This is a genomic window from Corynebacterium sp. HMSC072G08, from assembly GCF_001809185.1.
GTDB lineage: Bacteria > Actinomycetota > Actinomycetes > Mycobacteriales > Mycobacteriaceae > Corynebacterium > Corynebacterium phoceense.
Genome location: NZ_KV796422.1, coordinates 60,842 through 85,361, shown reverse-complemented (window position 1 = coordinate 85,361; position 24,520 = coordinate 60,842). Strand labels below are relative to the sequence as shown.

At 61.7% G+C, this 24,520-nt stretch carries 23 protein-coding genes; 14 read left to right on the top strand and 9 right to left on the bottom strand.

Annotation, left to right across the window (positions count from 1 at the left end; all coding sequences use genetic code 11):
- Window positions 1-2 precede the first annotated feature (2 nt).
- From HMPREF2559_RS06020 to HMPREF2559_RS06005, 4 genes are all read left to right on the top strand, one after another.
- Window positions 3-2,150, top strand: coding sequence for a ribonuclease J (locus HMPREF2559_RS06020; RefSeq protein WP_083297790.1), 2,148 nt, complete (start codon window positions 3-5; stop codon window positions 2,148-2,150).
- Window positions 2,151-2,287: 137 nt separating this feature from the next.
- Window positions 2,288-2,926 carry a TIGR03085 family metal-binding protein gene (locus tag HMPREF2559_RS06015; protein WP_066486646.1) on the top strand — a complete coding sequence of 213 codons (639 nt, stop codon included), beginning with the start codon at window positions 2,288-2,290 and terminating at the stop codon, window positions 2,924-2,926.
- A 122-nt stretch (window positions 2,927-3,048) separates the two neighbouring features.
- A complete protein-coding gene (locus HMPREF2559_RS06010; RefSeq protein WP_148138785.1) occupies window positions 3,049-6,438 on the top strand; it encodes a DNA translocase FtsK in 3,390 nt (1,129 codons plus the stop codon).
- A 246-nt stretch (window positions 6,439-6,684) separates the two neighbouring features.
- Window positions 6,685-7,794 carry a TerC family protein gene (locus HMPREF2559_RS06005; protein ID WP_070539883.1) on the top strand — a complete coding sequence of 370 codons (1,110 nt, stop codon included), beginning with the start codon at window positions 6,685-6,687 and terminating at the stop codon, window positions 7,792-7,794.
- Between the two features lie 49 nt (window positions 7,795-7,843).
- On the opposite strand, the gene HMPREF2559_RS06000 is transcribed toward HMPREF2559_RS06005, so the two are convergent.
- On the bottom strand, window positions 7,844-8,140 hold the full coding sequence (locus HMPREF2559_RS06000) for a YciI family protein (RefSeq protein WP_070539881.1): 297 nt from the start codon (window positions 8,138-8,140) through the stop codon (window positions 7,844-7,846).
- A 60-nt stretch (window positions 8,141-8,200) separates the two neighbouring features.
- Between HMPREF2559_RS06000 and pgsA the strand changes: the two genes are divergently transcribed.
- The 4 genes from pgsA to HMPREF2559_RS05980 all read left to right on the top strand — a co-directional run bounded on the left by pgsA (window position 8,201) and on the right by HMPREF2559_RS05980 (window position 10,809).
- Window positions 8,201-8,752: a CDP-diacylglycerol--glycerol-3-phosphate 3-phosphatidyltransferase gene (pgsA, locus tag HMPREF2559_RS05995; protein WP_246818459.1), complete on the top strand. Its 552-nt coding sequence runs from the start codon at window positions 8,201-8,203 to the stop codon at window positions 8,750-8,752.
- Window positions 8,745-9,236, top strand: coding sequence for a nicotinamide-nucleotide amidohydrolase family protein (locus HMPREF2559_RS05990; protein ID WP_066509625.1), 492 nt, complete (start codon window positions 8,745-8,747; stop codon window positions 9,234-9,236). The genes pgsA and HMPREF2559_RS05990 overlap by 8 nt, the downstream gene beginning before the upstream one ends.
- 44 nt (window positions 9,237-9,280) lie before the next feature.
- Window positions 9,281-9,637: a helix-turn-helix domain-containing protein gene (locus tag HMPREF2559_RS05985; protein ID WP_066509623.1), complete on the top strand. Its 357-nt coding sequence runs from the start codon at window positions 9,281-9,283 to the stop codon at window positions 9,635-9,637.
- Window positions 9,638-9,948: 311 nt separating this feature from the next.
- Window positions 9,949-10,809 carry a PspA/IM30 family protein gene (locus HMPREF2559_RS05980; protein ID WP_066509621.1) on the top strand — a complete coding sequence of 287 codons (861 nt, stop codon included), beginning with the start codon at window positions 9,949-9,951 and terminating at the stop codon, window positions 10,807-10,809.
- Window positions 10,810-10,978: 169 nt separating this feature from the next.
- Here the strand turns inward: HMPREF2559_RS05980 and HMPREF2559_RS05975 are convergent, their stop codons facing one another.
- On the bottom strand, window positions 10,979-11,413 hold the full coding sequence (locus tag HMPREF2559_RS05975) for a hypothetical protein (RefSeq protein WP_066486609.1): 435 nt from the start codon (window positions 11,411-11,413) through the stop codon (window positions 10,979-10,981).
- A gap of 401 nt (window positions 11,414-11,814) precedes the next feature.
- Between HMPREF2559_RS05975 and HMPREF2559_RS12410 the strand changes: the two genes are divergently transcribed.
- Window positions 11,815-13,518 carry an LGFP repeat-containing protein gene (locus HMPREF2559_RS12410; RefSeq protein ID WP_083297789.1) on the top strand — a complete coding sequence of 568 codons (1,704 nt, stop codon included), beginning with the start codon at window positions 11,815-11,817 and terminating at the stop codon, window positions 13,516-13,518.
- Window positions 13,519-14,427: 909 nt separating this feature from the next.
- Here the strand turns inward: HMPREF2559_RS12410 and HMPREF2559_RS05965 are convergent.
- From HMPREF2559_RS05965 to HMPREF2559_RS05955, 3 genes are read right to left on the bottom strand one after another with little or no spacing between them, the layout of a single operon-like run.
- A complete protein-coding gene (locus HMPREF2559_RS05965) occupies window positions 14,428-15,048 on the bottom strand; it encodes an energy-coupling factor transporter transmembrane component T family protein (protein WP_066486601.1) in 621 nt (206 codons plus the stop codon).
- A 3-nt stretch (window positions 15,049-15,051) separates the two neighbouring features.
- Entirely contained in the window at window positions 15,052-15,744 is a 693-nt protein-coding gene (locus HMPREF2559_RS05960; RefSeq protein WP_066486598.1) for an energy-coupling factor ABC transporter ATP-binding protein, read from the bottom strand.
- The gene (locus tag HMPREF2559_RS05955) at window positions 15,737-16,324 is read right to left on the bottom strand and encodes a biotin transporter BioY (RefSeq protein WP_066486596.1); all 588 of its coding nucleotides are present in this window, start codon (window positions 16,322-16,324) and stop codon (window positions 15,737-15,739) included. Before HMPREF2559_RS05955 ends, HMPREF2559_RS05960 begins: the two co-directional genes overlap by 8 nt.
- A gap of 123 nt (window positions 16,325-16,447) precedes the next feature.
- Here HMPREF2559_RS05955 and HMPREF2559_RS05950 point away from each other — a divergent pair, with 123 nt between their 5' ends.
- The 3 genes from HMPREF2559_RS05950 (at window position 16,448) to recX (ending at window position 18,637) form a co-directional block, all read left to right on the top strand.
- The gene (locus HMPREF2559_RS05950) at window positions 16,448-16,663 is read left to right on the top strand and encodes a DUF3046 domain-containing protein (protein WP_066510055.1); all 216 of its coding nucleotides are present in this window, start codon (window positions 16,448-16,450) and stop codon (window positions 16,661-16,663) included.
- Window positions 16,664-16,900: 237 nt separating this feature from the next.
- Complete coding sequence (recA, locus tag HMPREF2559_RS05945) at window positions 16,901-18,034, top strand: recombinase RecA (protein WP_066486592.1); 1,134 nt, start codon at window positions 16,901-16,903, stop codon at window positions 18,032-18,034.
- A 3-nt stretch (window positions 18,035-18,037) separates the two neighbouring features.
- A complete protein-coding gene (recX, locus tag HMPREF2559_RS05940; protein ID WP_066486582.1) occupies window positions 18,038-18,637 on the top strand; it encodes a recombination regulator RecX in 600 nt (199 codons plus the stop codon).
- Between the two features lie 45 nt (window positions 18,638-18,682).
- Here the strand turns inward: recX and HMPREF2559_RS05935 are convergent, their stop codons facing one another.
- The 4 genes from HMPREF2559_RS05935 to gluA form a co-directional block, all read right to left on the bottom strand.
- On the bottom strand, window positions 18,683-19,621 hold the full coding sequence (locus tag HMPREF2559_RS05935) for an amino acid ABC transporter permease (protein WP_066486580.1): 939 nt from the start codon (window positions 19,619-19,621) through the stop codon (window positions 18,683-18,685).
- Window positions 19,621-20,307: a glutamate ABC transporter permease GluC gene (gene gluC / locus HMPREF2559_RS05930; protein ID WP_066486577.1), complete on the bottom strand. Its 687-nt coding sequence runs from the start codon at window positions 20,305-20,307 to the stop codon at window positions 19,621-19,623. Before gluC ends, HMPREF2559_RS05935 begins: the two co-directional genes overlap by 1 nt.
- Before the next feature lie 63 nt (window positions 20,308-20,370).
- Window positions 20,371-21,258, bottom strand: a complete 888-nt coding sequence (locus HMPREF2559_RS05925; RefSeq protein WP_066486575.1) for a glutamate ABC transporter substrate-binding protein — start codon at window positions 21,256-21,258, stop codon at window positions 20,371-20,373.
- 28 nt (window positions 21,259-21,286) lie between these two features.
- Window positions 21,287-22,015: a glutamate ABC transporter ATP-binding protein GluA gene (gluA, locus tag HMPREF2559_RS05920; RefSeq protein WP_049145056.1), complete on the bottom strand. Its 729-nt coding sequence runs from the start codon at window positions 22,013-22,015 to the stop codon at window positions 21,287-21,289.
- 266 nt (window positions 22,016-22,281) lie between these two features.
- Between gluA and miaB the strand changes: the two genes are divergently transcribed.
- Together miaB and HMPREF2559_RS05910 are read left to right on the top strand one after the other, a co-directional pair.
- Window positions 22,282-23,901 (top strand): tRNA (N6-isopentenyl adenosine(37)-C2)-methylthiotransferase MiaB, encoded by a 1,620-nt coding sequence (miaB, locus tag HMPREF2559_RS05915; protein ID WP_255357122.1) that lies wholly within the window; start codon window positions 22,282-22,284, stop codon window positions 23,899-23,901.
- Between the two features lie 21 nt (window positions 23,902-23,922).
- Entirely contained in the window at window positions 23,923-24,516 is a 594-nt protein-coding gene (locus HMPREF2559_RS05910; RefSeq protein WP_066486572.1) for a DUF2304 domain-containing protein, read from the top strand.
- Window positions 24,517-24,520 lie beyond the last annotated feature (4 nt).

Below are 24,520 nucleotides of genomic sequence, written 5' to 3'. Positions count from 1 at the left end.
GAATGACTGAACCCCAAAAACGTGCCCGGAAGGTGACCCGCAAGGCGGGCCCGCCGGCAGAAAGCAACGAAGCGGCCTCGAACGAGGCGGCTTCGCCGGTTTTCCAGGCTCCCTCCGAGCAGGCTTCTGCGGCGAATAACAACGCCTCCAACGAGGCTCACTCGTCGTCCTCCAACGACGACGAGGGCAACGGCCGCCGCCGCTCGCGCGGTTCCCGTGGCGGCCGTGGCCGCGGCGGAAACAACCGTGGCAACAACGGCAATAACAACAATAACGGCAATGACAACGGTGGCGACCAAAACCACGGCGGCAACAACCGTGGCCGTGGCCGTGGTCGCGGCGGCAACAATGGCGGCAAGAATAATGGCCGCGGTCGCCGCAACGTGCCGAAGTCGATGCAGGGCGCCGACCTGACCCAGCGCCTGCCGGAACCGCCGAAGCAGCCGAAGGACGCACTGCGTCTCTACGCGCTGGGCGGCATTTCCGAAATCGGCCGCAACATGACGGTCTTCGAGTACGGCGATGACATCCTCATCATCGACTCGGGCGTCCTCTTCCCGTCCTCGGGCGAGCCGGGCGTCGACCTCATCCTGCCGGACTTCGGCCCGATTGAGAAGAAGCTCAAGAAGGTCAAGGCTCTGGTCGTGACCCACGCGCACGAGGACCACATTGGTGCGATCCCGTGGCTGCTCAAGCTGCGCCCAGATCTGCCGATCATCGCTTCGCGCTTTACCATCGCGCTCATCGCCGCGAAGTGCAAGGAGCACCGCCAGAAGCCGAAGTTCGTTGAGGTCAACGAGAAGTCGGATCTCAACTACGGCCCGTTCCGCCTGCGCTTCTGGGCCGTCAACCACTCCATCCCGGACGCGCTGGGCATCATGCTTGGCACCCCGGCTGGCAACATCATCCACACGGGTGACATCAAGATGGACCAGACGCCGCTCGACGGCCGTCCCACCGACCTGCCGGCGCTGTCCCGCTACGGCGACGAGGGCGTGGACCTCATGCTCTGTGACTCGACGAACGCGAACATCCCGGGCGTTTCGGCCTCTGAGGGCGACATCCCGGCGACCTTCCGTCGCCTGGTCTCGGGCGCGAAGCAGCGCGTTATCATCGCGTCCTTCGCTTCGAACGTCTACCGCGTGCAGGCTGCTATCGATGCCGCCGTCTACGCCGGCCGCAAGGTCGCCTTCAACGGTCGCTCGATGATGCGCAACATGGAAATCGCGGAGAAGCTCGGCTTCCTCAAGGTTCCGCGCGGCACCATCATCCCGATTGATGAGGCCGCAAAGATGGCCCCGCACAAGGTCCTGCTCATCACGACAGGTACGCAGGGCGAGCCGATGGCGGCGCTGTCGCGCATGGCCCGCCGTGAACACCGCCAGATCACCGTTCGCGCAGGTGACATGATCATCTTCTCCTCCTCGCTCATCCCGGGCAACGAGGAAGCCGTCTACGGTGTCATGAACATGCTCTCGCAGATCGGCGCTGAGGTCATCACCAACAAGGAAGCCAAGGTCCACGCTTCGGGTCACGGCTACGGTGGCGAGCTGCTCTTCCTGTACAACGCGGCACGCCCGAAGAACGCTATGCCGGTCCACGGCGAGTGGCGCCACCTGCGTGCGAACAAGCAGCTGGCTATCTCCACCGGCGTTCCGGAGGATCGCGTGGTTCTCGCACAGAACGGCGTTGTGGTCGAGCTACGCCACGGCCGCGCGCAGGTCGTCGGCCAGATTCCGGTCGGTAACCTCTACGTGGACGGCGTGTCCATGGGCGAAGTCGACGCTGACACCCTGGCTGACCGCACCAACCTCGGTGCCGGCGGCGTTGTCTCCATCACCTGCGTCATCGACAATCGTACGATGCGCCTCATGGAGCACCCGACCGTCGCGACGACGGGCTTCTCCGACGACGACCGTGCCCTCGTGCCGGAGGTCGCCAAGCTCGTGGAGAACACCATGAACGATCTGGCCGCGGAAGGCGAAAACGACACCTACCGCATGGTCCAGAAGCTGCGTCGCAAGGTCTCCAAGCTCATGGAGTCCAAGTACAAGCGCGAGCCGGTCATCCTGCCGACCATCGTCCCGACCGCGTCGGGCAACGTCGTCGCCGATGATGACGAGGTCCACGCGTCCCTCGAATCGCTCTAAGCGACACCGCGCACAGCGCCCCAGCCGCAGCCCGGCTGGGGCGCTCGGCGTTTTCACAGAACTGTGAAGTTACGCCGAATTCCTGTACAGATTCGGTGAGTGTGCGTGAGGCGCGTTCGCGTGGGTAGTGCGCGACTATGCTGGGGCTCATGTCTTTTTCGTCTGCTGAACGCGCCCGCTTGGTGGCGCTCTTCCATGAACTTGGTCCGGATGCCCCCACGCTGTGCGAAGGATGGACCACGCGCGATCTCGCCGCACACCTGTGGGTGCGCGAGAACCGCCCCGATGCCGCCGCAGGCATGTTCGTGCCGGCACTCGCTGGTCGCCTCGACAACGCCATGGCGCAGGCCAAGGGGCGCGACTTCGATGAGCTTGTGGACGCGTGGGGGAGGGGAGCCTCAAAGTACAATCCTTTGCGTTACGCCGACTCGAAGGTGAATTTCGCGGAGCACTACATTCACTTGGAAGATGTGCGCCGCGCCAATGGGCAGACTACGCCGCGGGATTTCTCGGACGCGGTCAGCGACGAGATGTATTCGACTCTGGGCATGCTCGCCAAGCGTATGCTCTCCAAGTCTGCGCAGCCGGTCGCGCTTTTCGCGGCGGGCTACCCGCGCATCCTCGTCGCGGATAAGCACGGCGTGGCGGCCAACGGCGGCGCCGTCGTTCGTGTGTCTGGCACGGTGGGCGAGCTCATCCTGTGGACCTACGGCCGCGACGCCGCGGAGGTCACCATCGAGGGTGATGCGTCTGCCATCCACCGCGCCAGCCTCTAAGTCAAGCCCAATCGCTTGACAATCACGTGTGCCGCGGAAAAGAGCGCCATATATAGAGAAAACATCCTGTCGCCCGTGTGGCGCGTGTGATTATTGGGGTTGTAGTCGCTAAAGTGGCGACTATGTCTGTCAAAAATGCTGCTTCGCGAGGCGCGCGGGGCAAGAAGGGTGCGTCGAGCACCCATCGTTCCGCGCGCCGTAACCAAACAGCCGGGGCCTCAGCGTCGCGCTCGCGTCCTGCAGGCCGGGCGCGTTCCGGCGCGCCCGAAACGCTGTCCGTCACCTCCTCGCACCGCGCTGCCGTGTCCGCCGACGAGCGGACCGGTAGCGCTTTCCGTGCGGTAGGCCACGGTCTCGGCGCGGCGTTTGGTTTTACGGCCCGCGGTGTGGGTTCACTTACCCGTGGGCTGGGCAGCGGCATAGCCAGCGCCGCGCGGCGTGGTGACAGCTATGACGATTATGACGAGGTCGACGAGTTCGACGACAACTTTGAAGCAGAGGAGTCAGACACCATTTCTGGTCGCACGTCCCGGTCCGGAGCTACATCCAAGGCAGGGAAGAAGCAGGACGACACGCAGGCTGCCGTCGACGCGGAGCTCGACAACCTTGCCAGCCGCCACGCCCCGCGCGGCGTGCACGTGGAGAACCCGGACGCCTGGGGCTTAGTCCTCATCGGTCTGGCAGCGGTCCTCGGCGCGTCCGTGTGGCTTGATATCGCGGGCCCCATCGGCGCAGCTATCGCGACCGCAGCACACCTGGCCATCGGTGCGGGTGCCGTCGTGCTGCCCGTCGCTCTCATCGCGCTAGCCCTCGTGCTCATGTTCGACCTCCATGGACCCGAGGGCGTCATGAGCGCCCGCGTCATTGGCGGAACCGCCATCATCATCGTGTCCATGCTCGGGCTCATCCATCTCTTCGCGGGCAACCCCACCGAGTGGGTGGACCGCGAATTCGCTGGCGGTGCCGTGGGTGCCTGGACCGGCGGTCTGCTCGCTGCCGGTTTCTCCAGCTACGTCGCCATCCCGCTGCTCATCCTGGTCATCATCTACGGTGCGCTCACCGTCACTGGCATCACCATGCGACAGGCGTGGGATTGGGTCGTCTCCGTCGTGAAGTCTTGGCTGCCCGAGCGCGGTACCGAAGACTACGACGAGGGTGAGGACCTTTATGGCCGCGCCGACTCTGATATCGATGCCATCGCCGAGGGGCGTTCCCGCCCGAGCGAGGAGCGTCGTCCCCGCGCCGTGCGCAGCCCGATGGAGAACTACCCGGTGGAGGAGCCTGGCCGTCATCCAATGGATACGGAGGACGTTCCGCGCAGCCCCCGCCGCCGCTCCCAGCAGATCCCCCGCCCGGCCACGAACCAGCGCGTCGGCGACACGGACGAGTTCCCGGCCGTTACCGAGCCGGCCACGATGTCCTTTGCCGCCCAGGAGCCCGAGCCTGAGCCGGAAGCCCCGACGCGCTCCATCAAGCGCTCGGCGTCGGTCGCTGACATTGTCTCGTCGCGCAAGCAGGATTCCGGTTCGCTCAAGCGCACTGCCACGACCGCTGCCAACACCGTCGCTGGTGCTGCGGCGGGTGCTGCTGCAGGCGCCGCCACCGGTGCCGTGCGCGAGGGCGCCAAGACCGCCGCGGCCGTGTCCGGTGCGGCCGCTGCTGCTGCCGATGCCACCGGGCGTATCAGCCAGGCCGTCTCCACGCCGCCGAAGGCAGCCCCGGCTGCCGAAGCCCCGGTTTCTGACACCAAGGCGTCGTCACGCGAAGCCATCCGTGAGGCCATCATCGCCCGCTCCGGCATGGACCCGGCGACCGGTCGCAACGTGGAGGCGGAAGCCGAGGCTGGAAAGGCTGCGGCTGCGGCCCCGGCGGCATCGGCAAGCCCCGCGGCGTCTGGCGCCGCCGGACAGTCGGACACGCACTACGACCTGCCGCAGACCTCGCTGCTTACCGCTGGCGCACCGACGAAGGCCCGTACGGAGGTCAACGACCGCATCATCGAGGCGATCACCGAGGTCTTTGACGAGTTCAAGGTCGACGCACAGGTCACCGGCTTCTCGCGCGGCCCTACGGTCACACGCTACGAGATTGAGCTCGGCCCGGGCGTCAAGGTCTCGAAGATTACGAACCTGCAGTCCAACCTCGCCTACGCCGTGGCGACGGAGAATGTTCGCCTGCTTACGCCGATCCCGGGCAAGTCTGCCGTGGGTATTGAGGTCCCCAACCCGGACCGTGAGATGGTGCGCCTGCGTGAGGTCCTCGACTCGGACAATATGCATGCCTCGGACGACCCGATGCTCATCGGCCTGGGCAAGGACATCGAGGGCGAGTTCATCTCCTCCTCGATTCAGAAGATGCCGCACTTGCTCGTCGCCGGTGCGACCGGTTCCGGTAAGTCCGCGTTCGTGAACTCTATGCTCGTCTCGCTGCTTACCCGCGCGACGCCGGAGCAGGTGCGCCTCATCCTCGTCGACCCGAAGATGGTGGAACTCACGCCATACGAGGGCATCCCGCACCTCATCACGCCGATCATCACGCAGCCGAAGAAGGCCGCGGCGGCCCTGCAGTGGCTCGTCGAAGAGATGGAGCAGCGCTACATGGACATGAAGTCCGCGCGCGTGCGCCACATCAAGGACTTCAACCGCAAGGTCCTCTCCGGCGAGATTCAGGCTCCGGCGGGGTCGCAGCGCGAGATGCACCCGTATCCGTTCATCGTCTGTGTCGTCGACGAGTTGGCCGACCTCATGATGACCGCCCCGAAGGAGATCGAGGAGTCCATCGTCCGCATCACGCAGAAAGCGCGTGCGGCTGGTATCCACCTCGTACTCGCCACCCAGCGTCCGTCCGTGGACGTCGTCACCGGTCTCATCAAGACCAACGTGCCGTCGCGTCTCGCGTTCGCGACGTCGTCGCTCACCGACTCTCGCGTCATTCTCGACCAGGGCGGCGCGGAGAAGCTCATCGGCATGGGCGATGGCCTGTTCATCCCGCAGGGTGGTCGCCCCGTGCGTATGCAGGGTGCCTTCGTCGCCGACGACGAAATCCAGGCTGTCGTTGACGCCGCTAAAGCACAGGGCGAACCGGACTACACGGAGGGCGTCACTGAGGACAAGCAGGCCGAATCTAAGAAGGATATCGACGAGGACATCGGAAAGGACCTCGACGACCTGCTCGAGGCCGTCGAGCTCGTCGTCACCTCGCAGCTCGGCTCGACCTCGATGCTCCAGCGCAAGCTGCGCATCGGCTTCGCCAAGGCCGGCCGCCTCATGGACCTTATGGAATCTCGCGGTATCGTCGGTCCCTCCGAGGGCTCCAAGGCCCGCGAGGTGCTCACCAAGCCTGAGGAACTCGAGACCATGCTGTGGTACTTGAAGGGCGCCGACCCGGCCGAGGCACCCAAGGAAGTCCAGGAGGAGCTTGACCTGGAGGCTGACTCCGCCGAGGAGAGCTCGGACACTGAGGGGACGACGACCGTCGAGGCGACGTACAACCCGTCCTCCGGCGCGTTCTAATCCGGCTGTGACCATAAACCCCGTGGCGCTTACGAGTGCCACGGGGTTTCGTGTAAGCTAGCCCAAGTATTGGAGGGGAGTACCCCACTCCGTCGGCGCTGATCGTCAACACGGTCAGTTGTGCGGCGCCTAGCGTCGCACGGCTCCCGGTCGCGCCGGCCCGCATCAGTTTCCGCGCCCGCGGGAGCGGGCGGGCGGGGGAGACCTCCGGTCTTTTTTGCAACGTCGACCGGAGGATACGTCTTTATGCACGTCCCGCTATGGATATGGGCGGTTACGCTCATTGTCATTCTTGGCTTCTTTATCTTTGACTTCTACTCCCACGTGCGCACCCCGCACGAGCCGACTCTCAAAGAGTCCGGCATGTGGACCTTGTTCTACGTCTGTCTCGCGCTGCTCTTCGGCGCGATGGTCTGGATTGTCTGGGACCACGAACACGGCATGCAGTACCTCACGGGTTACGTGACGGAAAAGGCGCTGAGTGTCGATAACCTCTTCGTCTTCGCGCTCATCATGGGTGCCTTCAAGATTCCGCGCAAGTACCAGCAAAAGGTGCTGCTCATCGGTATTGTTCTCGCGCTGGCATTCCGCCTCGTCTTTATTTTGCTCGGAGCTGCCGTTATTGCGGCGTGGTCGGACGTGTTCTACCTGTTCGCGATCTTCCTGCTCTACACAGCCGTGAAGCTCATTATCGACGAGATTCGCGATGCCCCGGAGACCGACCCGAACGACATGTTCATCATCAAGATGCTCCGCAAGGTCATCCACGTCACCCCGCGCTACCATGGCGATAAGCTCACCCACCGCGACGAGAAGTCCGGGAAGAAGGGGCTTACCCCGCTCTTCATTGCCCTGGTAGCCATCGGAGCCGTTGACGTCATGTTCGCCTTCGACTCCATCCCGGCTATCTACGGCATCACGAGCGAGGCTTACCTCGTCTTCACCGCGAACGCCTTCTCGCTCATGGGCCTGCGCCAGATGTACTTCCTGCTCGACGGCCTCCTTGACCGTCTGGTCTACCTGCCCTACGGTCTCGGACTCATCCTGTTCTTCATCGGGTCCAAGCTCCTGCTCCACGCCCTCCACGATAACAACCTGCCGTTCATCAACGGCGGCGAGGACGTCCACGGTGCCCCAGAGATTTCCACCGTCGGCTCGCTCATCACGATTGTCAGTATCCTCACCATTACGGTGCTGCTGTCTATCTGGAAGAACAAGCGCGACGAGGCCCAAGGCGGCATCCGCGTCTCCCACAACCACTACGACTGGGATGACGAGGGCAACAAGATTGTCCGCGACAAGAAGGGCGACCTCATCGGCTTTGCCTCCGAGGTTCCCAAGGCACAACTGCCTTAACCCCACAACGCACTAACGCCCCGCGATGACGCGGGGCGTTTCTTTTGTCTTAGTCCTCGAAGCTATTAATCACCGGGTTCCACTCGCGCACGGCACGCGCGGTGACAATGCCTTCCGTGTGGAACGGGTCGCCGTCCATGAGCTCAATAGCCTGGGCGACGGTTGTGTTCTCGTCCTCGTACTGCGTGACGATGAGCGCGCCACCCTTCGAATCAGTAAACGGGCCGGAGCCGAGAATGTGGCCCTGTGCCTTGAGATCGTTGATGAAGTCACGGTGCTTCGGGCGGACATCGGCGAGGCGGGGGTCGTTGGGGGTGTAATCGTAGATAAAGGCGAAGTACTTCATGGCCCCCAAGTGTAGGCGGTAGCCCGCGGGCGGGGAGGGGGAACGGGTAGGATAACTGGCGTGAAGACCGCAAGCCCCGCTCAGAAGCCGTCGAATTGGAACCTGCCCAATCTGTTGACGAGTCTTCGCATTCTTTTTATTCCTGTCTTCGCGTGGCTCGCGCTCACTGACCACCAGTGGTGGGCGTTTATCGTCTTCGTCCTGCTCATGATCACGGACAAGCTCGACGGCGACATCGCCCGCGCCCGCAATATCGTGACGGACTTCGGCAAAATCGCCGATCCCATCGCAGACAAGGCGCTCATGACCACCGCGCTCATCTGCCTCAACGTTGCCTACGGCCTGCCGTGGTGGATCACCATCGTCATTCTCGTGCGCGAGTTGGGCATTACTTTCTGGCGCATGTTCCTCCTGCGCCAGGGCAAGGTCGTGCCGGCCTCCAAGGGCGGCAAGCTCAAGACCGCGCTCCAGTCGCTTGCCGTAGGGCTGTACCTCTGCCCGCTGCCGCACTGGATGGATGTGCCCAACCTCGTGGTCATGCTGCTCGCCGTCGTCGTCACCGTCGTGACCGGCATCCAGTACCTCATCGATGGCCGGCGTGAAAATGCGTAGCGCCGATCTTCTCGCCCTCCTCGTCGCCCGCGGAGAGACCGTCGCGTTCTGCGAGTCCCTTACCGCAGGTCTTGCCGCCGCCACGCTTGCCGATGCCCCCGGTTCCTCCGCCGCCCTCCGCGGCGGCCTTGTCACCTACGCGACTGAGGTCAAGAGTCACTTCACGGGTGTGCCCGTCGCAGTACTCGAGGCCCAAGGCGTTGTGTCCGCCGCGACTGCCCGGGTCATGGCCCATGCCGCCGTGCGCGAAACCGGCGCCGACTGGGGCGTCTCGCTCACCGGCGTCGCAGGCCCCGACCTCCAAGAGGGCAAGGCACCCGGCACCGTCTACATCGGTATCTGGAACAACGCTGCGAACGACGGTCAGGAATTCGCCGCTGTGGGCCTGGGCGGGACGCGCGCCGAGATTCGCCGCGGCGCCGTGGACCAAGCCTTTGATTTCCTCGCAGAATGCCTGGCAGCAGCACCCGTGAAAGAAAATTGAGTCGAGCGGGAACAACTTTGCACCGCGGCCCGTTGTACTCAGTGATGAACACAACTACTGCACTACTTGATAAGACCGTTTCCACGTCCGTGGCTCCGGCCGAGCGCCGTCGTGCACCCGAGCCGCTCCTACGCGAAGCCCTTGGACTTACCCTCCGTGCCTTCCGCGCGGACAAGGGCGTGACGCTGCGCGAACTCGCAGCCATCGCCCACGTCTCGCCCGGCTACCTGTCTGAGCTCGAGCGCGGCCGTAAGGAGGTCTCCTCGGAGATGCTCGCCGCCGTCTGCCACGGCCTAGACACCACGGTGGCGGAGGTCCTCATTGAGGCCGCCGGCAACATGGTTCTGCCCTCCGTCGAGGAGGAGCTGGCCAACACCGCTCCCGCCGCCTCCGAGGCCTAAACCCGGACACAGAGCACCCGCCTCTGCGCGGGTGCGTGTGCGTATCTGGACCTACCTGGCCCTCCGAGGATGGTCATTCACCCTGCTCGCGGATTCACGCCAAGAGGCGCATCCTGCATGAATGGCTATCCTCCGAGGGTCGTCTCGTGCGCGTCGAGCCAGAACCTGTGTGTTTCCCGGCAATGAGGTGGCGAATCGATGACAAATGCCTACCCCGTAGGGGAGAATGGCGGCGCCCGGCCGAACGCTTGACTAGGATGGTGGCCGGATTAGAAACGAAATTCTTTAGGAGAAAGGGCCACACAGAAGCTATGGCTAACCCGTTTGTGAAGGCATGGAAGTACCTCATGGCACTCTTTGATTCCAAGATCGAGGAGAACGCGGATCCCAAGGTACAGATTGAGCAGGCCATCTCCGAGGCCCAGCGCCAGCACCAGGAGCTCTCCCAGCAGGCTGCTGCCGTCATCGGTAACCAGCGCCAGCTGGAGATGCAGCTCAACCGCCGCCTGGGCGACATTGAGAAGCTGCAGGCGAACACCCGCCAGGCCATTCAACTCGCCGACAAGGAGCGCGCGAACGGCAACGAGGCCAAGGCCATCGAGTACGAGAACGCTGCCGAGGCTTTTGCCGCGCAGCTCGTCACCGCCGAGCAGTCCGTGGAGGACACGAAAAAGCTCCACGACCAGGCTCTGCAGCAGGCTGCCGCGGCTCGCCAGGCTGTCGAGCGCAACGCCACCGTGCTGCGCGAGAAGGTCCAGGAGCGCTCCAAGCTGCTCTCCCAGCTCGAGCAGGCCAAGATGCAGGAGAAGGTCTCCGAGTCCCTGCAGTCCATGAACGAGCTCACCAATACCAACACGCCGTCGCTCGACGCTGTGCGTGACAAGATCGAGCGTCGTTACGCCAACGCGCTGGGCCAGGCTGAGCTCGCGGAGAACACCGTCGACGCCCGCATGCGCGAGGTCCAGCAGTCGGGCATCCAGATGGCGGGCCACTCCCGTCTCGAGCAAATCCGCGCCGAGATGAACGCCCCGAAGTCCGTCGAGGGCACCAAGGCAGACGCCATCGAGGCACCGTCTACCGCCTCCTCGGCTGCCGATGCCGCCGCACAGCCCAACACGGCCTCCGACGACGCCGTCCAGGCTCGCCTCCGCGAGCTCCGCGGCGAGCAGTAACCTAAGATAGCTCGGGCCCCGGCATCAGTAGGATGCCGGGGCTTCGTTGCGCCTAGCGACGGCAGTTTAGAACAACGAAGGGTCCGGAACCGCGCGGTTCCGGACCCCTCATTGTCCTAAAATCTGTCCCTAAATCCTGGCGTGCGCCGTCGCCACCGATGGCGGTCCATTAGGACGACCGAGCGTGGGACGCCATCCATTCCTTCATGGATGAGAATGGTCCGCGGTAATAGGCCTGGTTCGAGAAGTCGTAGGAACCGAATTCAATTGTGCCGTCGGGAAGGCGGTGATGCACCGCGTAGGAAAACCCGTCATAGTGTTCCACCGGGAACCAGTACTGTAAGTCGAGGCCAAAGCCCTGGCACAAGTCACCGAAGGCTCCGTAGCCAGTATCGATGTAGTACATCTCCCGCGGATCGTAGTGAGGCGAAACTAGTACGAAACCCGGTGCCCTGAAGTCGCCGTATTGGGTGAAAAATTCTCGATATTCGTTGGGTACCGACTCCGGTAGTGACGTTGTGGCCGCTGTGATATACCTTTCGCGCTCGGCGTAGGAGATGAGTCGGTGGTCGCGATCGTTCTTAAAAGTATCGGGGTCAATCATGCCGTTCGTCGCTTCCTATATAGTGGCTACGACATCCCACCCCGACATCGACGAAGAATCCACAAATCTGATCACCAGAATCCTCAAAGCCTAAGCCAAAACTCGCGGACTAGGAAAAATTTGTTATGTCCATGAGGTTTTGGACTAGGACAAATTGTGCAAGTCTGGTTGAAGTAGGGATCGAGGATGAGCTCGGGGTACTGGTTCGAGTTCCCGGCTGAATGGGGTGTAGTCGGCCTTGATCTAGTTGAAGCCCTAGGGGCAGGTGATGAGTTTCGCGGAGTGAGGGGCTGGGCTGAAGTGGTGGAAATTTTAGTTGTCGTTTCCAACACGATGTCAAGTGCGAGCAATTACAATAATCTGAAAATAGTAACTACATCACATAAAGCTGAGAAGGCGAAATGGTGACACAAGGCTCGCACAAGGGCCTGGTTGGTCGAAGTAGGTGGAAAACGAGCATTTTCGGTACTGTAATTCTGTTGGCGTTGCAAGCATTACCTGCGCTAGCTGCGGACAGCTCGAATTTCGATTTTCCAGTTAGACCGGCTATGGAATCGCAGCCAATTTCTGAGGAGACTTCAGGGCTTCGTGTTGTTGCACCTGAAGACCGGGAGGATTACGAGAAGGAGTTTTATTTTCCTGAGGATGAGCCTGTTACTGTCGATGGCCAGAAGGGCCAGACACAGCAGGATCTTGAGCAAACTCGCGAGTTACTCGAAAGGGTAGTTGAAGATAGCCAACCGCAGAGTGAATTGGTTCAAGGTAGCATGTGGTCGGATCGTTATGGGGTGCCGCTTGATGTTGATCGGCAACGTGCGGATTATGCTGAGGTGACCGTTGCAGAGGAAAGTTCTCAGGTCGATAGCTTGGCGCGGGCGGCATATCGATGTGAGTCCTTTTGGCCAACGGGTATTGAAGTGTGCGGTGCAACTCTCGATCAATATGAGCGTCTAGGAGGTCTGACGAGTTGGCTTCTTTACCCAACGGAGGTGAAGAAACAAAACCCTGACGGGCGAGGTTTCCGTCAGCAGTTTGTTAATGGGTGGATTTACTGGTCGCCGGAGCATGGTGCGCATGCGGTGTCTCGAATGACTGCCGCAGTGTGGGCGCGCAATGGCTGGGAAGCGGGATGGCTTGGTTATCCGACCAGTGGCGAAAACCCAGTCAACGGTGCGACCGCTCTCGACGGTGAGGTTTCAGGTTGGATGCAGCAATTTGAAGGCGGCAGGATTTATCGAAGTCCGGCACTTCAAGGCTTCCAAGTGGCGAGCATCAATGGCTTAATTTTAGACAAGTGGTTGGCTGAAGGTGGAACAAACTCGACGCTCGGCTTTCCTGTGGCAGATGAGGCGATGACGCCAGATCGGGTTGGGCGATTTTCGCGATTTCAAGGCGGATCCATTTATTGGCATCCACGGTTTGGTGCGCACTCCGTGGAGGGGGAAATACTTCAGAAATGGGGTGCAGCTGGATTTGAAGTGGGTGAGTATGGTTACCCCATTGCTGATGCCGTGGTTGAAGAGGGAACTCTGCAAGCAACGCAGCAGTTTGAGAATGGAATTATTCGAGGCAAGGTCTTTGATGGCTCTGACGGATATGTGACTCCTTACATCTATTTTCCATCTCCTGCTGACGCGGAAGAGTATTTCCGGAGCATCGAAAACAGCATTTTGCAGAACGGATACGGGAGTGTTCCGGCGGTTGCCGAGCGAGCCGCAATTACCAAAGAATATGGCCCGTGCGTGCTTGAACCGCAGTATATTCATCGACGCACAAAAAGCGGTGCCACGGGTGAAGACAAGATAGTCGGATTTAAGGCTTATACTAAGTGTTCCAAACGGGTAACGAGAATCGACCATTCGCTAAGTCTGCATGCCCATCAATGGTTTCCGTTGCCAATGGGATCATTTGTCAAATTAGCGGAGTTTGAAAATCATAGCTTAAGTGAGGCGAGCTTAAAGTCTGAGGCCCTTGCATATAAATGCGACGGGGACAAGAAGACAATCTTCGGTGGTTCGGTTGCTGGAACTATCGATGTAAGTGGAAAGAAGTACTATGCACGTGCCTATCCACCAAATACACGATTGGAGTGTGGAATAAAATGAGTCCAATGTACCCACCTAACGTTTTGCCCGATTGCCAACGTTACTATAGGTGGTGGTGGCGTCAATCCGAGGAACTGTGGGCAGTCCATGCAATGGACGACTATCCCGAAATGGAAGAGCTAACTAGTGGGTTGGACTACAAGTTTCTCTCGTGTGAATGTGTCACAATCGACTATAGGAAAAGTCTCCACGGCACATACGGGATCACCCGTCCACTTGAGACCGGTGAAGAGTTTTTGATCGCTGTGAGTTTTCACGGAGAGCCGCATGAATCAGAATTCAATGCAATTGGTGAGCACGCAGTGTCTCACCGTGCTCATTGTGAACGGTGGACGGCTGGTCTGAACGAAGAATATCCCGACGATGATTATCGGATCGTTCAGCTACAAATGGGATGGATTCGTGAGGATGTATTAGCGATGCTGCCGCGGATGCCTAGCTGGTATCCGCTACCGGAGCCGAGTTGGGGCCCGGATCCAAGCCAACGCCCTGCCCCCTACCGCCCAGAGTCACCGCGAAAAAGGAGCTAGTTCAAACAGTTGCCGACGTGAGACCTTCTGACCTCGAAAGTACGGCCTATCATTGATGAAGTCCGTTTGCACAACCAAGGCTTCATTGAGCTGGTCATAACTGTAGAACTCCTGGTCATCCAAGTATTCCGCGCACCAGGTCTGCGCAATGTCGACAGCTCTTTCCACGTTTGCCTTTTACCGCGGGCTGTAGCTTTTAGCCGCAGTAATACCCATCTGATAGAAGTCCGCCAGCTTGCGTACCCTGCGACAGGAATACGCCCACGCAACCCCACGCCGCCGGGCGTAGTGCGATCAGCCGATAGCAGTGTGGAACAACGAAGGACCCAGATGCGCGCGGTTCTGGGTCCTTCCTTGTTCTGAAATCCAGGCTGGCGTCCTAGTCGCCGACTCCGCGGGCCTGGAGCGCTTCGCCCATCGCGCGGGCGCGGCGGATGGACCGGATAATGACCGGCGTGCCGAAAGCCAGCGGACTAAAGCCGGCGCCGCGGGCCTTGCGGGCATCGAGGACCTCGTAGACTGTCTCGAACATGAGCGGGATGAGCCGGATGGTGAGCGACATGGCGAGGCTGATGGTTTCCACCGGTAACCCGAAGCGGGCGAGTGGGCGCAGGGAGTCCTCGAGGGACTCCATGATGGCGTCCACCGTGGAGGTGAGCGTGAGGAGGAATGCGGCCATCATCGCGGCGAAGATGGTGAGGAACATGACCACGGCGTACTCGAAGTCGCGAGCCCACCACTGGAAGGCGGCGAGTGGAACGAGGATAAACAGCGGCGGCCACATCTGGCTCCACGCAATCTTCGGCGGAACCTTTGCGATGACAAAGGCGAGCGCCGGGAGTAAGACGGAGGCCGCGGCGAGCGGTATCGTGCGGCAGAAGATGCTCGTCACCAGGATGAAGACGATCAGAATGAGGATCTTCCAGCTCGGCTTCATCCGGTGAATGAACGTGTCGCCTGGAACGTAGACGGACAGCGGGATATTCGTGCGGCGTTTCATGTTTTAGAGGGGACGGGTGGCCATGAGGTCACGGTAGAAAGAGATGACCTCATCGGGCGTGCCGTCGGCGGCCACGTGGTGGTCGTCGATGCATATGACGCGGTCGAAGTCCGAAAGGAACTCGAGATCGTGGGTAACGACGATGAGCTGTTGCTCAAGCTTGGCAAACTCGCGCTTGATGCGGTCACGGTTGCGCAAATCGAGTAGCGTCGTGGGCTCGTCCGCGATGATGAGGACTGGGTCGATGACGAGTACGGCGGCCAGCGCTAGCAACTGCTTTTGTCCACCGGAGAGGGTGTGCGGCGATTGTTCGGCGCGGTCGGCGAGACCAAAGCGGTCAAGGGCGGCATCGGCACGCTGGTTGCGCTCGGCCTTGGGGAGCTTGAAGCGGCGCAGGGAGAAGGCGACGTCGTCGCGCACCTGCGGCATGACGATTTGGTTCTCGGCGTCAGAGAAGACGAAGCCGACCTTCTGGCGGATCTCTTTGCCGTGCTCGGCGACGTCGAGGCCGTCGACGGTGACGGTGCCAGTGGTGGGCTCTCCCAGGCCGTTGATAAGACGCGTGAGCGTAGACTTGCCGCCGCCGTTCTCACCGATGATGCCGATGCGCTGTTCGGTAAGCGTGAGGTTGATGTCGTCGAGGATGAGCGTCTCGTCATAGGACACGCCCACCCCGCGGAATTCGACCTTAGGCAACGGCGGCCTTCTTCGAAGCGGTCTTCTTGTGGCCCATAAGATCCGGGAACGCGGCGTGGACAGCGAGCGCGATGAGGATGGCGACGACGAGTTTGCCGGAGTCCGGCGCGATGAAGGGCAGTTGGGCCGCGAAGGCTGCCGATGCCTCCATGCCCGAGCGCACCATGAGGCCCAGAGCGCCGCAGGTGTACTGCACCGCAAGGCCGACGAATGCTGCGATGGCGAGCATGACGGTCATGCCGCCCTTGTTGCGCGGGGAACGGTAGGCGATGAGGCCAGCGATGGCGGGGGAGATGACGTAGCCGATGATGTAGCCGGCCGTGGGGCCCGCGAGTGCGCGCAGGGTGGTGCCGCCGCCTGCGAGGACAGGAAGAGCGAGACCGAGGAAGAGGAAGAGGAGACCGACGTACATGCCGCGACGGCCGCCAAGCACCAAGCCGGCGAGGATGAGCGCGGCGTTCTGGAGGACGATCGGAACGCCAGCCGTGCCGATAGGGATGGAGACGAAAGCGAGGACAATGACAAGTGCGGTAAAGACGGCCACGTAGGCAAGATCTGTGGCGAGAGAGTTCTTCTTCATAGCGAGAAACTGTAGCACCGCGGATGGAAAACCCAGTAAAAGAGGGATTTTGAACAGCGTTCATGCAGGGCATTGGGGGACGGCGTCCACGACGGGCCAAGGGGGCGCGGTACACTGGCCGCCATGCGTTTGACCGAATACCACCAATTGATCGTCGACGAATTTGGTGACTCCGAGGGAAAGTGGATTTCGCACTCCCACGTGCTGGCGAAGCTCGGCGGCACGGCGGACGAACTCATCGAACGTGGCGTCGATCCGCGCGACGTCTGGCGCGAGTTGTGTGAGGATTTTGAAGTCCCTGAAGAACGACGCCTGGGCGTGGACTACAACAGTAAGTAGGAGAGTTCCCGAACACGCGCCGAAAATTCGAACATCGAACATTCGTGCGTGTAGTATGAGGGGCATGTTCCGGCGGGACGTAGAGTTCTGTGCATACCGCGGGACGCAGGATGAAAGAAAATACTTGCACCGCGCGTGGAACCCACATGGGTGGGCGCGCAGTCTAACTCGGTAAGCGGGGTTAGCGCCCCGTAAGATACATAGACGCTCAATAGACTTATTAAAGGACGACACACTATGGCTGCAAAGACCAAGAAGAGCACCACGGTCAGCGCCGCGGAGGATCGCCAGAAGGCGCTCGACTCCGCCATGGCGATGATCGAGAAGGACTTTGGCAAGGGCGCCGTCATGCGCCTGGGCGACGATAATCGCCCGCCTATTCGGGCTATTTCCTCCGGCAATACCGCCATCGACGTGGCGCTGGGCATCGGCGGCTTCCCGCGCGGCCGCATCGTCGAGATTTACGGCCCTGAGTCTTCCGGTAAGACCACCGTGGCCCTCCACGCGATTGCCTCGGCGCAGAAGGACGGCGGCATCGCCGCGTTCATCGATGCCGAGCACGCGCTGGATCCGGAATATGCACGCCTCGTGGGCGTGGATACGGATAACCTGCTCGTGTCCCAGCCGGATACCGGTGAACAGGCCCTGGAGATTGCGGACATGCTCGTGCGCTCCGGCGCCATTGACATCATCGTCATCGACTCCGTCGCCGCACTGACGCCGAAGGCGGAAATTGAAGGCGAGATGGGCGATAGCCACGTCGGCTTGCAAGCCCGCCTCATGTCGCAGGCACTGCGCAAGATGACCGGTGCGCTCTACAACTCGGGTACGACCGCCATCTTCATTAACCAGTTGCGTGAGAAGATCGGCGTCATGTTCGGCTCGCCGGAGACCACCACCGGTGGTAAGGCGCTCAAGTTCTACGCGTCCGTGCGTTGCGATATTCGCCGCATTCAGACGCTCAAGGACGGTCAGGACGCCATCGGTAACCGCACCAAGATCAAGATCGTGAAGAACAAGGTCTCGCCGCCGTTCAAGATTGCGGAGTTCGACATCATCTATGGCGAGGGCATCTCCCGTGAGTCCTCGATCATCGACATGGGTGTCGAGCATGGCTTCATTAAGAAGTCGGGCTCCTGGTTTACCTACGAGGGCGACCAGCTGGGCCAGGGCAAGGAAAAGGCACGCCATTTCCTCAAGGACAACCCGGACCTGGCGGATGAGATCGAGAAGAAGATCTTCACCAAGCTGGGTATCGGTACCGCTGCCGCCACGGATGAAGAGGTCCACATGGACGTCCCGGGTGCGGATGACGGTCTCTCGGACGAGGCTGTGGACTTGGTGCCAACCGTCGACTTCGACGACGAGTAAGCCGTGTCAGAACCCGCTCCCGAGAAGCTCGAAAAGCTACGCCAAGCACTAGAAGCCTATGAATCTGGTGCCGCCGGGGGCGGGCTTTTTGATGTCCAGGAAGAAGAAGCTAAAGCCAAGGTGCGCTCGCGCGCGCTCCTGTTGCTCGATCAGCGTGCGCGTTCGCGGTCGGAGCTGCATGACCGTCTGGTGCGGGCCGAGTTTGACCCGGAGGTCATCGAGTCGGTCCTCGACGATCTTGCGAACGTGGGCCTGCTCGATGACGCGGCATTCGCGCGCGAATGGGTGCGCCAACGCCATGCGCGCCGCGGCAAGTCGGCGTGGGTGCTCGACCGCGAGCTGCAGCGTAAGGGGGTAGTGCAAGTAGACCGCGCGGAGGCGCTCGAGCAGGTGACGCAAGAGTCCGAACAGTCAATTATGGAAGATCTTGCTGCTAAAAAGGCTCGTTCGGTGAAGACCATCCCGGAAGACCGTGCGGAGCGCGACAAGGTACTGCGGCGCATCGTGGGCGTGCTTGCCCGCCGCGGCTTTAACGAGGGCGCGTCGTTGCGCGTGGCGAAGGCGGCTCTCGAGGCGCGCTGCGCGGAGCTGGAAAACGAGTAAACCCCCAGCTGGTTGCTGGGGGTTCGGCGTGCCCATGTGAGGTGGTTATTCCGCGGGGTTGCGGATTTCCTTGTAGCCGGGTGCGTGCCAATCGGCGTTGACCTCGTCCTTGGTGTCGAGGCCCTGCGAGTGATGGTGCGGCACGTTGGCCACGATGTTCTTGCGGGCGCGGCCGGCGCGCAGCTGACGCTCGATGCGTTGGGCCAGCACTGTGAGTCCCCAGTTGATGAGGATCATGATGATGGCGACGACGATCAGCGAAGCCAGGTAGTTCTTGTTGAAGGACGCGGATTGGATACCGGAGCGGACAACTTCGACATAGCCGATCTGGTAGCCGAGCGCGGAGTCCTTGAGGGCGATGACCATCTGCGAGATGAGCGCAGGCAGCATCGCCGCGACGGCCTGGGGGAGCAACACCTTGAACATGGTTTGCTGGTGGCTCAGTCCCAGCGCCTTAGCTGCCTCGGTTTGGCCCTTGGGCAGCGAGCGGATGCCGGAGCGCAGAATCTCGGCGACGACGGAGCCGTTGTAGAGCGTGAGCGCGAAGACAACGGCGCCGAAGGCGAGGTGCTTGGACGGCACGAGGTCGTAAACCGCGAAGAGCTGGTAGGCGAAAATCATGAGCAGCAGCACGGGGATGGCGCGGAAGAACTCCACGACAATGCCGCACACCCAGCGGACGGGGCGGTGCTCGCTCAGGCGTCCTAGACCGAAGACCACGCCAAAGACGATGGCCAACAGAATGGAGGCGACGGCGGAGAAGATCGTGCCCTTGAGACCCGGGAGCAGATACGTCGTCCATGTCTGCGAATTGAGGAACGGCGTCCACAGCTCAGGGCTGAGCTGGTTGCGCTCGTTCAGCTTCATGAACACCCACGCGAGGACCGCGGTGGCGACGATGACGGTGATGACTGTATAGATGACGTTGTTGCGCTGGCCCTTAGGGCCGGGGGCATCGTAAAGCACTGTGGCGCGTACGGACATTATTTCTTCACCGCCAATTTCTCAGAGAGCTTGCCCAGGCCAAGGCCCATGGGCAGCGTAAGGATGATGAAGCCTGCTGCGAAGATGAGGAAGATGACAAAGAGCTGGCTGGCGTGGAACTCAATGGTCGACTTCATGAGCAGCGAGGCCTCGGCGACGCCGATGACGGACGCGATGGTCGTGTTCTTCGTCAACGCGATGAGCGTATTGCCCAGCGGCACGATGGCCGCGCGAACGGCCTGCGGGAAGACGATGGTGCTAAACGTCTGGCTAAAGGACAAGCCGAGCGAGCGGGCGGCCTCCGCCTGGCCGAAGTCTACGGTGTTGATACCGGAGCGCAACGACTCAGCGACGAATGCGGAGGTGTAGAGGATAAAGCCCACGATGGCCAGGCGCACGTTGTTGTCGATGAGGAATGTCGCCGACTCGCGGCTGGCGAGCGTGACACCGAGGGTCTGGTACAGACCGAAGGAACAGAACAGCACGACCAGAGTGAGCGGCGTATTGCGCACGATCGTGATGTACGTCGTAGCCAGGAAGCGCAGAATGCCGACGGGGGAGACGCGCATCGCGGTCAGGATGGTGCCAAGGATCATGGAACCCAACGCCGACCACAGCGTGAGTTTGATAGTGAGCCAAAACGCGGGCCAGAGTTCTGGACCCAGCTGGCTCCACATGGAGCTCATGTTTTCTCCTCGTTCATTGGGGATGGGAGGGGCCGGGCTTGTCAAGCCCGGCCTAAGGGGGCGTTATTCCACGAAGGACAGGTCGCCCGGGGTACCCGGCTCGATGGCGTCGCCCTCGCCAAGGTTGGCGGAGACGAGCTTGTCGAACTCGCCGGAGGAGTGCATTTCCTCAAGCGCCGCATTGATGGCGTCCGTGGCCTCCTGGTCGTCCTTGGCGAGGCCGATGCCGTAGTACTCGTCGGTGAACGGCTTGCCGTCCTTCTCGAGCTCGACAACCTTGAACTTGCCCTCGTTCTGGGCGGCGTAGCCGTTGAGGATGGTCGCGTCCGTGGTCATTGCGTCGATGGTGCCCTGGGAGAGTGCCTCAACACAGGAGGAGTAGGTGTCGAACTCTTGGAGCTGCACGGACGGCAGAGCCTCCTTGACCTTCTGAGCCGGGGTGGAGCCGGTGACGGAGCAGAGGATCTTGCCGTCGAGGCCATCGAGGCCCTTGATCTCCGCGTTGTCCTCGGAGACGAGGAGCGCCTGGTGGGTGACGAGGTACGGGCCACCGAAGTTGACCTTCTCTGCGCGGGAGGCGTTGATGGAGTAGGTCGCGGCGATCATGTCGACCTGGCCGTTCTCGATGAGGGTCTCGCGCTGCGCGGAAGGGGTTTCCTTCCACTCGATTTTTGGCTCAGCCCAGCCCTTGTCCTTCGCGATCTGGTTGACGACGTAGGTCGCGACGTCGACGTCCAGGCCGGACATGGACCCGTCGCCCTCGCGCAGGCCGAGACCCGGCTGGTCGAACTTGGTGCCGAGGGTGACGTTGCCAGACTCGATGTGGGCGAGTAGGCCCTCGCCTTCGCCGGAGGCGGAGTCGGAGGAGCCGCCGCAGGCAGCGAGCAGGGCGCCAGAGGCAAGGACGGCGGAGGTGGCGGCGATAACGCGGGTGATGTGGGAACGAGACATGGTGTTTCTCCTTGAGATGAGGATGGGATTAGTGGTGGAGGATCTTGCCCAGGAAGTCCCGGGCGCGACCCGATTGCGGGTTGGTGAAGAAAGAGTCGGGGTCGGTATCTTCGACGATCTCGCCGTCGGCCATGAACAAGATGCGGTCCGCGGCCTTGCGGGCGAATCCCATCTCGTGCGTGACGACGACCATGGTCATGCCCTCCTTGGCGAGGTCCGTCATGACGTCCAAGACCTCGTTGACCATCTCCGGGTCCAGCGCGGAGGTTGGTTCGTCGAAGAGCATGACCTTCGGCTTCATCGCGAGCGCGCGGGCGATGGCGACGCGCTGTTGCTGTCCACCGGAGAGCTGCGCCGGGTATTTGTCTGCCTGGTTGGCAATCCCCACGCGGTCGAGGAGCTGGAGCGCCAGGTCGTTCGCGGCGGACTTGGACATCTTGCGCACCTTGATGGGGCCCAGCGTCACGTTGTCCTTGATGGTCAAGTGCGGGAAGAGGTTGAACTGCTGGAAGACCATGCCCACGTCGGCGCGCAACGTGGCCAGGGCCTTGCCTTCCTCCGGCAGTGGGGTGCCGTCGATGGCGATGGAGCCGGATTCGATGGTCTCGAGGCGATTGATGGTGCGGCACAGCGTGGACTTACCGGATCCCGAGGGGCCGAGCACGACAACAACTTCGCCGCGCTGGATCTCGAGATTAATGTCGCGCAATGCGTGATAATCGTCGAAGTACTTTTGTACGTCGCTGATGCGAATCATTGGGGAGTTGCTCACATCACTACTTCCTTCCGTATGTTGAACGGGTCATGTTGGGATAATAAGGTGCGCGGTGCCACAAGGGTGAGCAATAGGGTCACATTTTGATAACGCTTCACCCGCCTGCAAAAAGGAGTATATCTGTCAATATATAGAAACGCCTGGTGGATGGCGGGAAACATTCATGCGGCGAAGTTGGTGAACCGGGAAAGAGCACGGTTATGAGTTACCCCCGAGCGTCGTTAGAATGAACCGACGTGAGCGCCCCCATGAACACTAGAAACCCCAAAAACGCCGTCACCGGAGTCGATCCGGAGGCCGCCCTCGGCCAGATCGCGCAGAGCGCTGGCACCAACCCGGATGGTTCCGCGCGTACCTATGAAGTGCGTACTTTCGGCTGCCAGATGAACGTTCACGACTCTGAGCGCATCTCGGGTCTGCTAGAAGAGGCTGGCTATGTCGCCGCCGCGGAGGAGCAGGAGCCTGACCTCGTCGTGTTCAATACGTGCGCCGTGCGTGAGAACGCCGATAAGCGCCTCTACGGCACGCTGGGTAACCTGAAGAAGACGAAGGACAATCACCCCGGCATGCAGATTGCCGTGGGCGGTTGCCTCGCGCAGAAGGATAAGGACACCGTGCTGGGCAACGCGCCATGGGTTGATGCCGTCTTCGGCACCCACAACATGGCGGCGCTGCCCACGCTGCTCGAGCGTGCCCGTCACAATGACGAAGCGCAGATTGAGATTGTTGACTCCCTCGAGGAGTTCCCCTCCGTCCTGCCTGCCAAGCGCGAGTCCGCGTACGCCGGCTGGGTGTCCGTGTCCGTGGGCTGCAATAACACGTGCACGTTCTGCATCGTGCCGTCGCTGCGTGGCAAAGAAGAGGACCGTCGCCCGGGCGACATCCTGGCCGAAGTCCAGGCGCTCGTTGACCAGGGCGTGTCCGAAGTTACGCTGCTCGGCCAGAACGTCAACGCCTACGGCGTGAACTTCGCGGACCCCAACCTGCCGCGCGATAAATTCGCGTTCTCCAAGCTGCTGCGCGAAGTCGCGAAGATTGAAGGCTTGGAGCGCCTGCGCTTCACCTCGCCGCACCCGGCCGAGTTCACCTCGGACGTTATCGACGTCATGGCCGAGAACCCCGTCATCTGTCCGCAGCTGCACATGCCGCTACAGTCCGGCTCGGACCGCGTCCTCAAGGAGATGCGTCGCAGCTACCGATCCAAGAAGTTCCTGGGCATCCTCGACGAGGTGCGCGAGAAGATTCCGCATGCGGCGATTACCACGGATATCATCGTGGGCTTCCCGGGCGAGACCGAGGAAGACTTCCAAGCCACCATGGACGTCGTCGAGCGCGCCCGCTTCGCCTCCGCGTTCACGTTCCAGTACTCGCCGCGCCCCGGCACCCCGGCTGGCGCCCGCGAGGATCAGATCCCTAAGGAGGTCGTCCAGGACCGCTTCGAGCGCCTCGTCGCGCTCCAGGACCGCATCGCCGCGGAGGAGAACGCCAAGCTCGTGGGCACCGACGTCGAGCTGCTCGTCCAGGCTACCGGCGGCCGGAAAAACGAGGAGACCCACCGTCTTACCGGCCGCGCCCGCGACGGCCGCCTCGTGCACTTCACGCCTTCCGATGCCGCCGGCAATGAGATTGCCGGAGATATACGACCCGGCGACGTCGTTCACACGACGGTCACGGACGCAGGATCCTTCTTCCTCATTGCTGACGCCGGCGTCACTGAGCACCGTCGCACCAAGGCGGGCGACATGTCGGCCGCGGGCGAGACCCCGACCACCGCGCCGATTGGCGTGGGTCTAGGCCTGCCGTCCATCGGCAAGCCGGCATCCGCGCCGGTCGCTGGCGAGCCTGGCGAAAAATCGTGTGGTTGCTAAGCCAGAGTAAGGTTGAGCTCCATGAGTGATACGAAAGAATTGCAGGACGCGCTCGCCGCGGAGAAGCGCGCGGCGAAAACACTGGAGCTCGGCGGCGCGACTATCCCGCTGGGCGTTGCGGTGCTGCTCTACGTTGTGAGCCTGCTCTTCGACAACACGAATGGCTTCAGCGGCGCGGAAACGCTCCTGGGGCTGGGCGACGTCTCCATCATGGAGCAGGTCTTCGCCCTCGCCTCGGCCATCGGAATGATTCTCACGCTTATTACGCTCGTGGCACGCCGTACGATGCTTGCCCAAATTGCGTGGATGCTCGTGGGCCTCGGCCTTTTCGTCGCGCTGTGGGCTTTCTGGGCCGCGAATTCGACGGGCCCGGGTTTCTACCTGTTGCTCCTCGGCGATATCATTGCGGTCGTCGCCTTCGCGCGGATTATCATGCACAAGTCCCCGGAGCAGCGCGCTGCCGAGGAGCGCGTGCGCGAGCTCGCCGCCCGCCCGAACGCCGTCGTCGCCGTTCAGACGCACACGCCGAAGGATGCCGCAGACGATAATCCGGTCCTCATCGACGACCGCCGTGCGCAGGCCGCCGAGCGTCACCGCCGCCAGCGCGAAAACTAGCGAG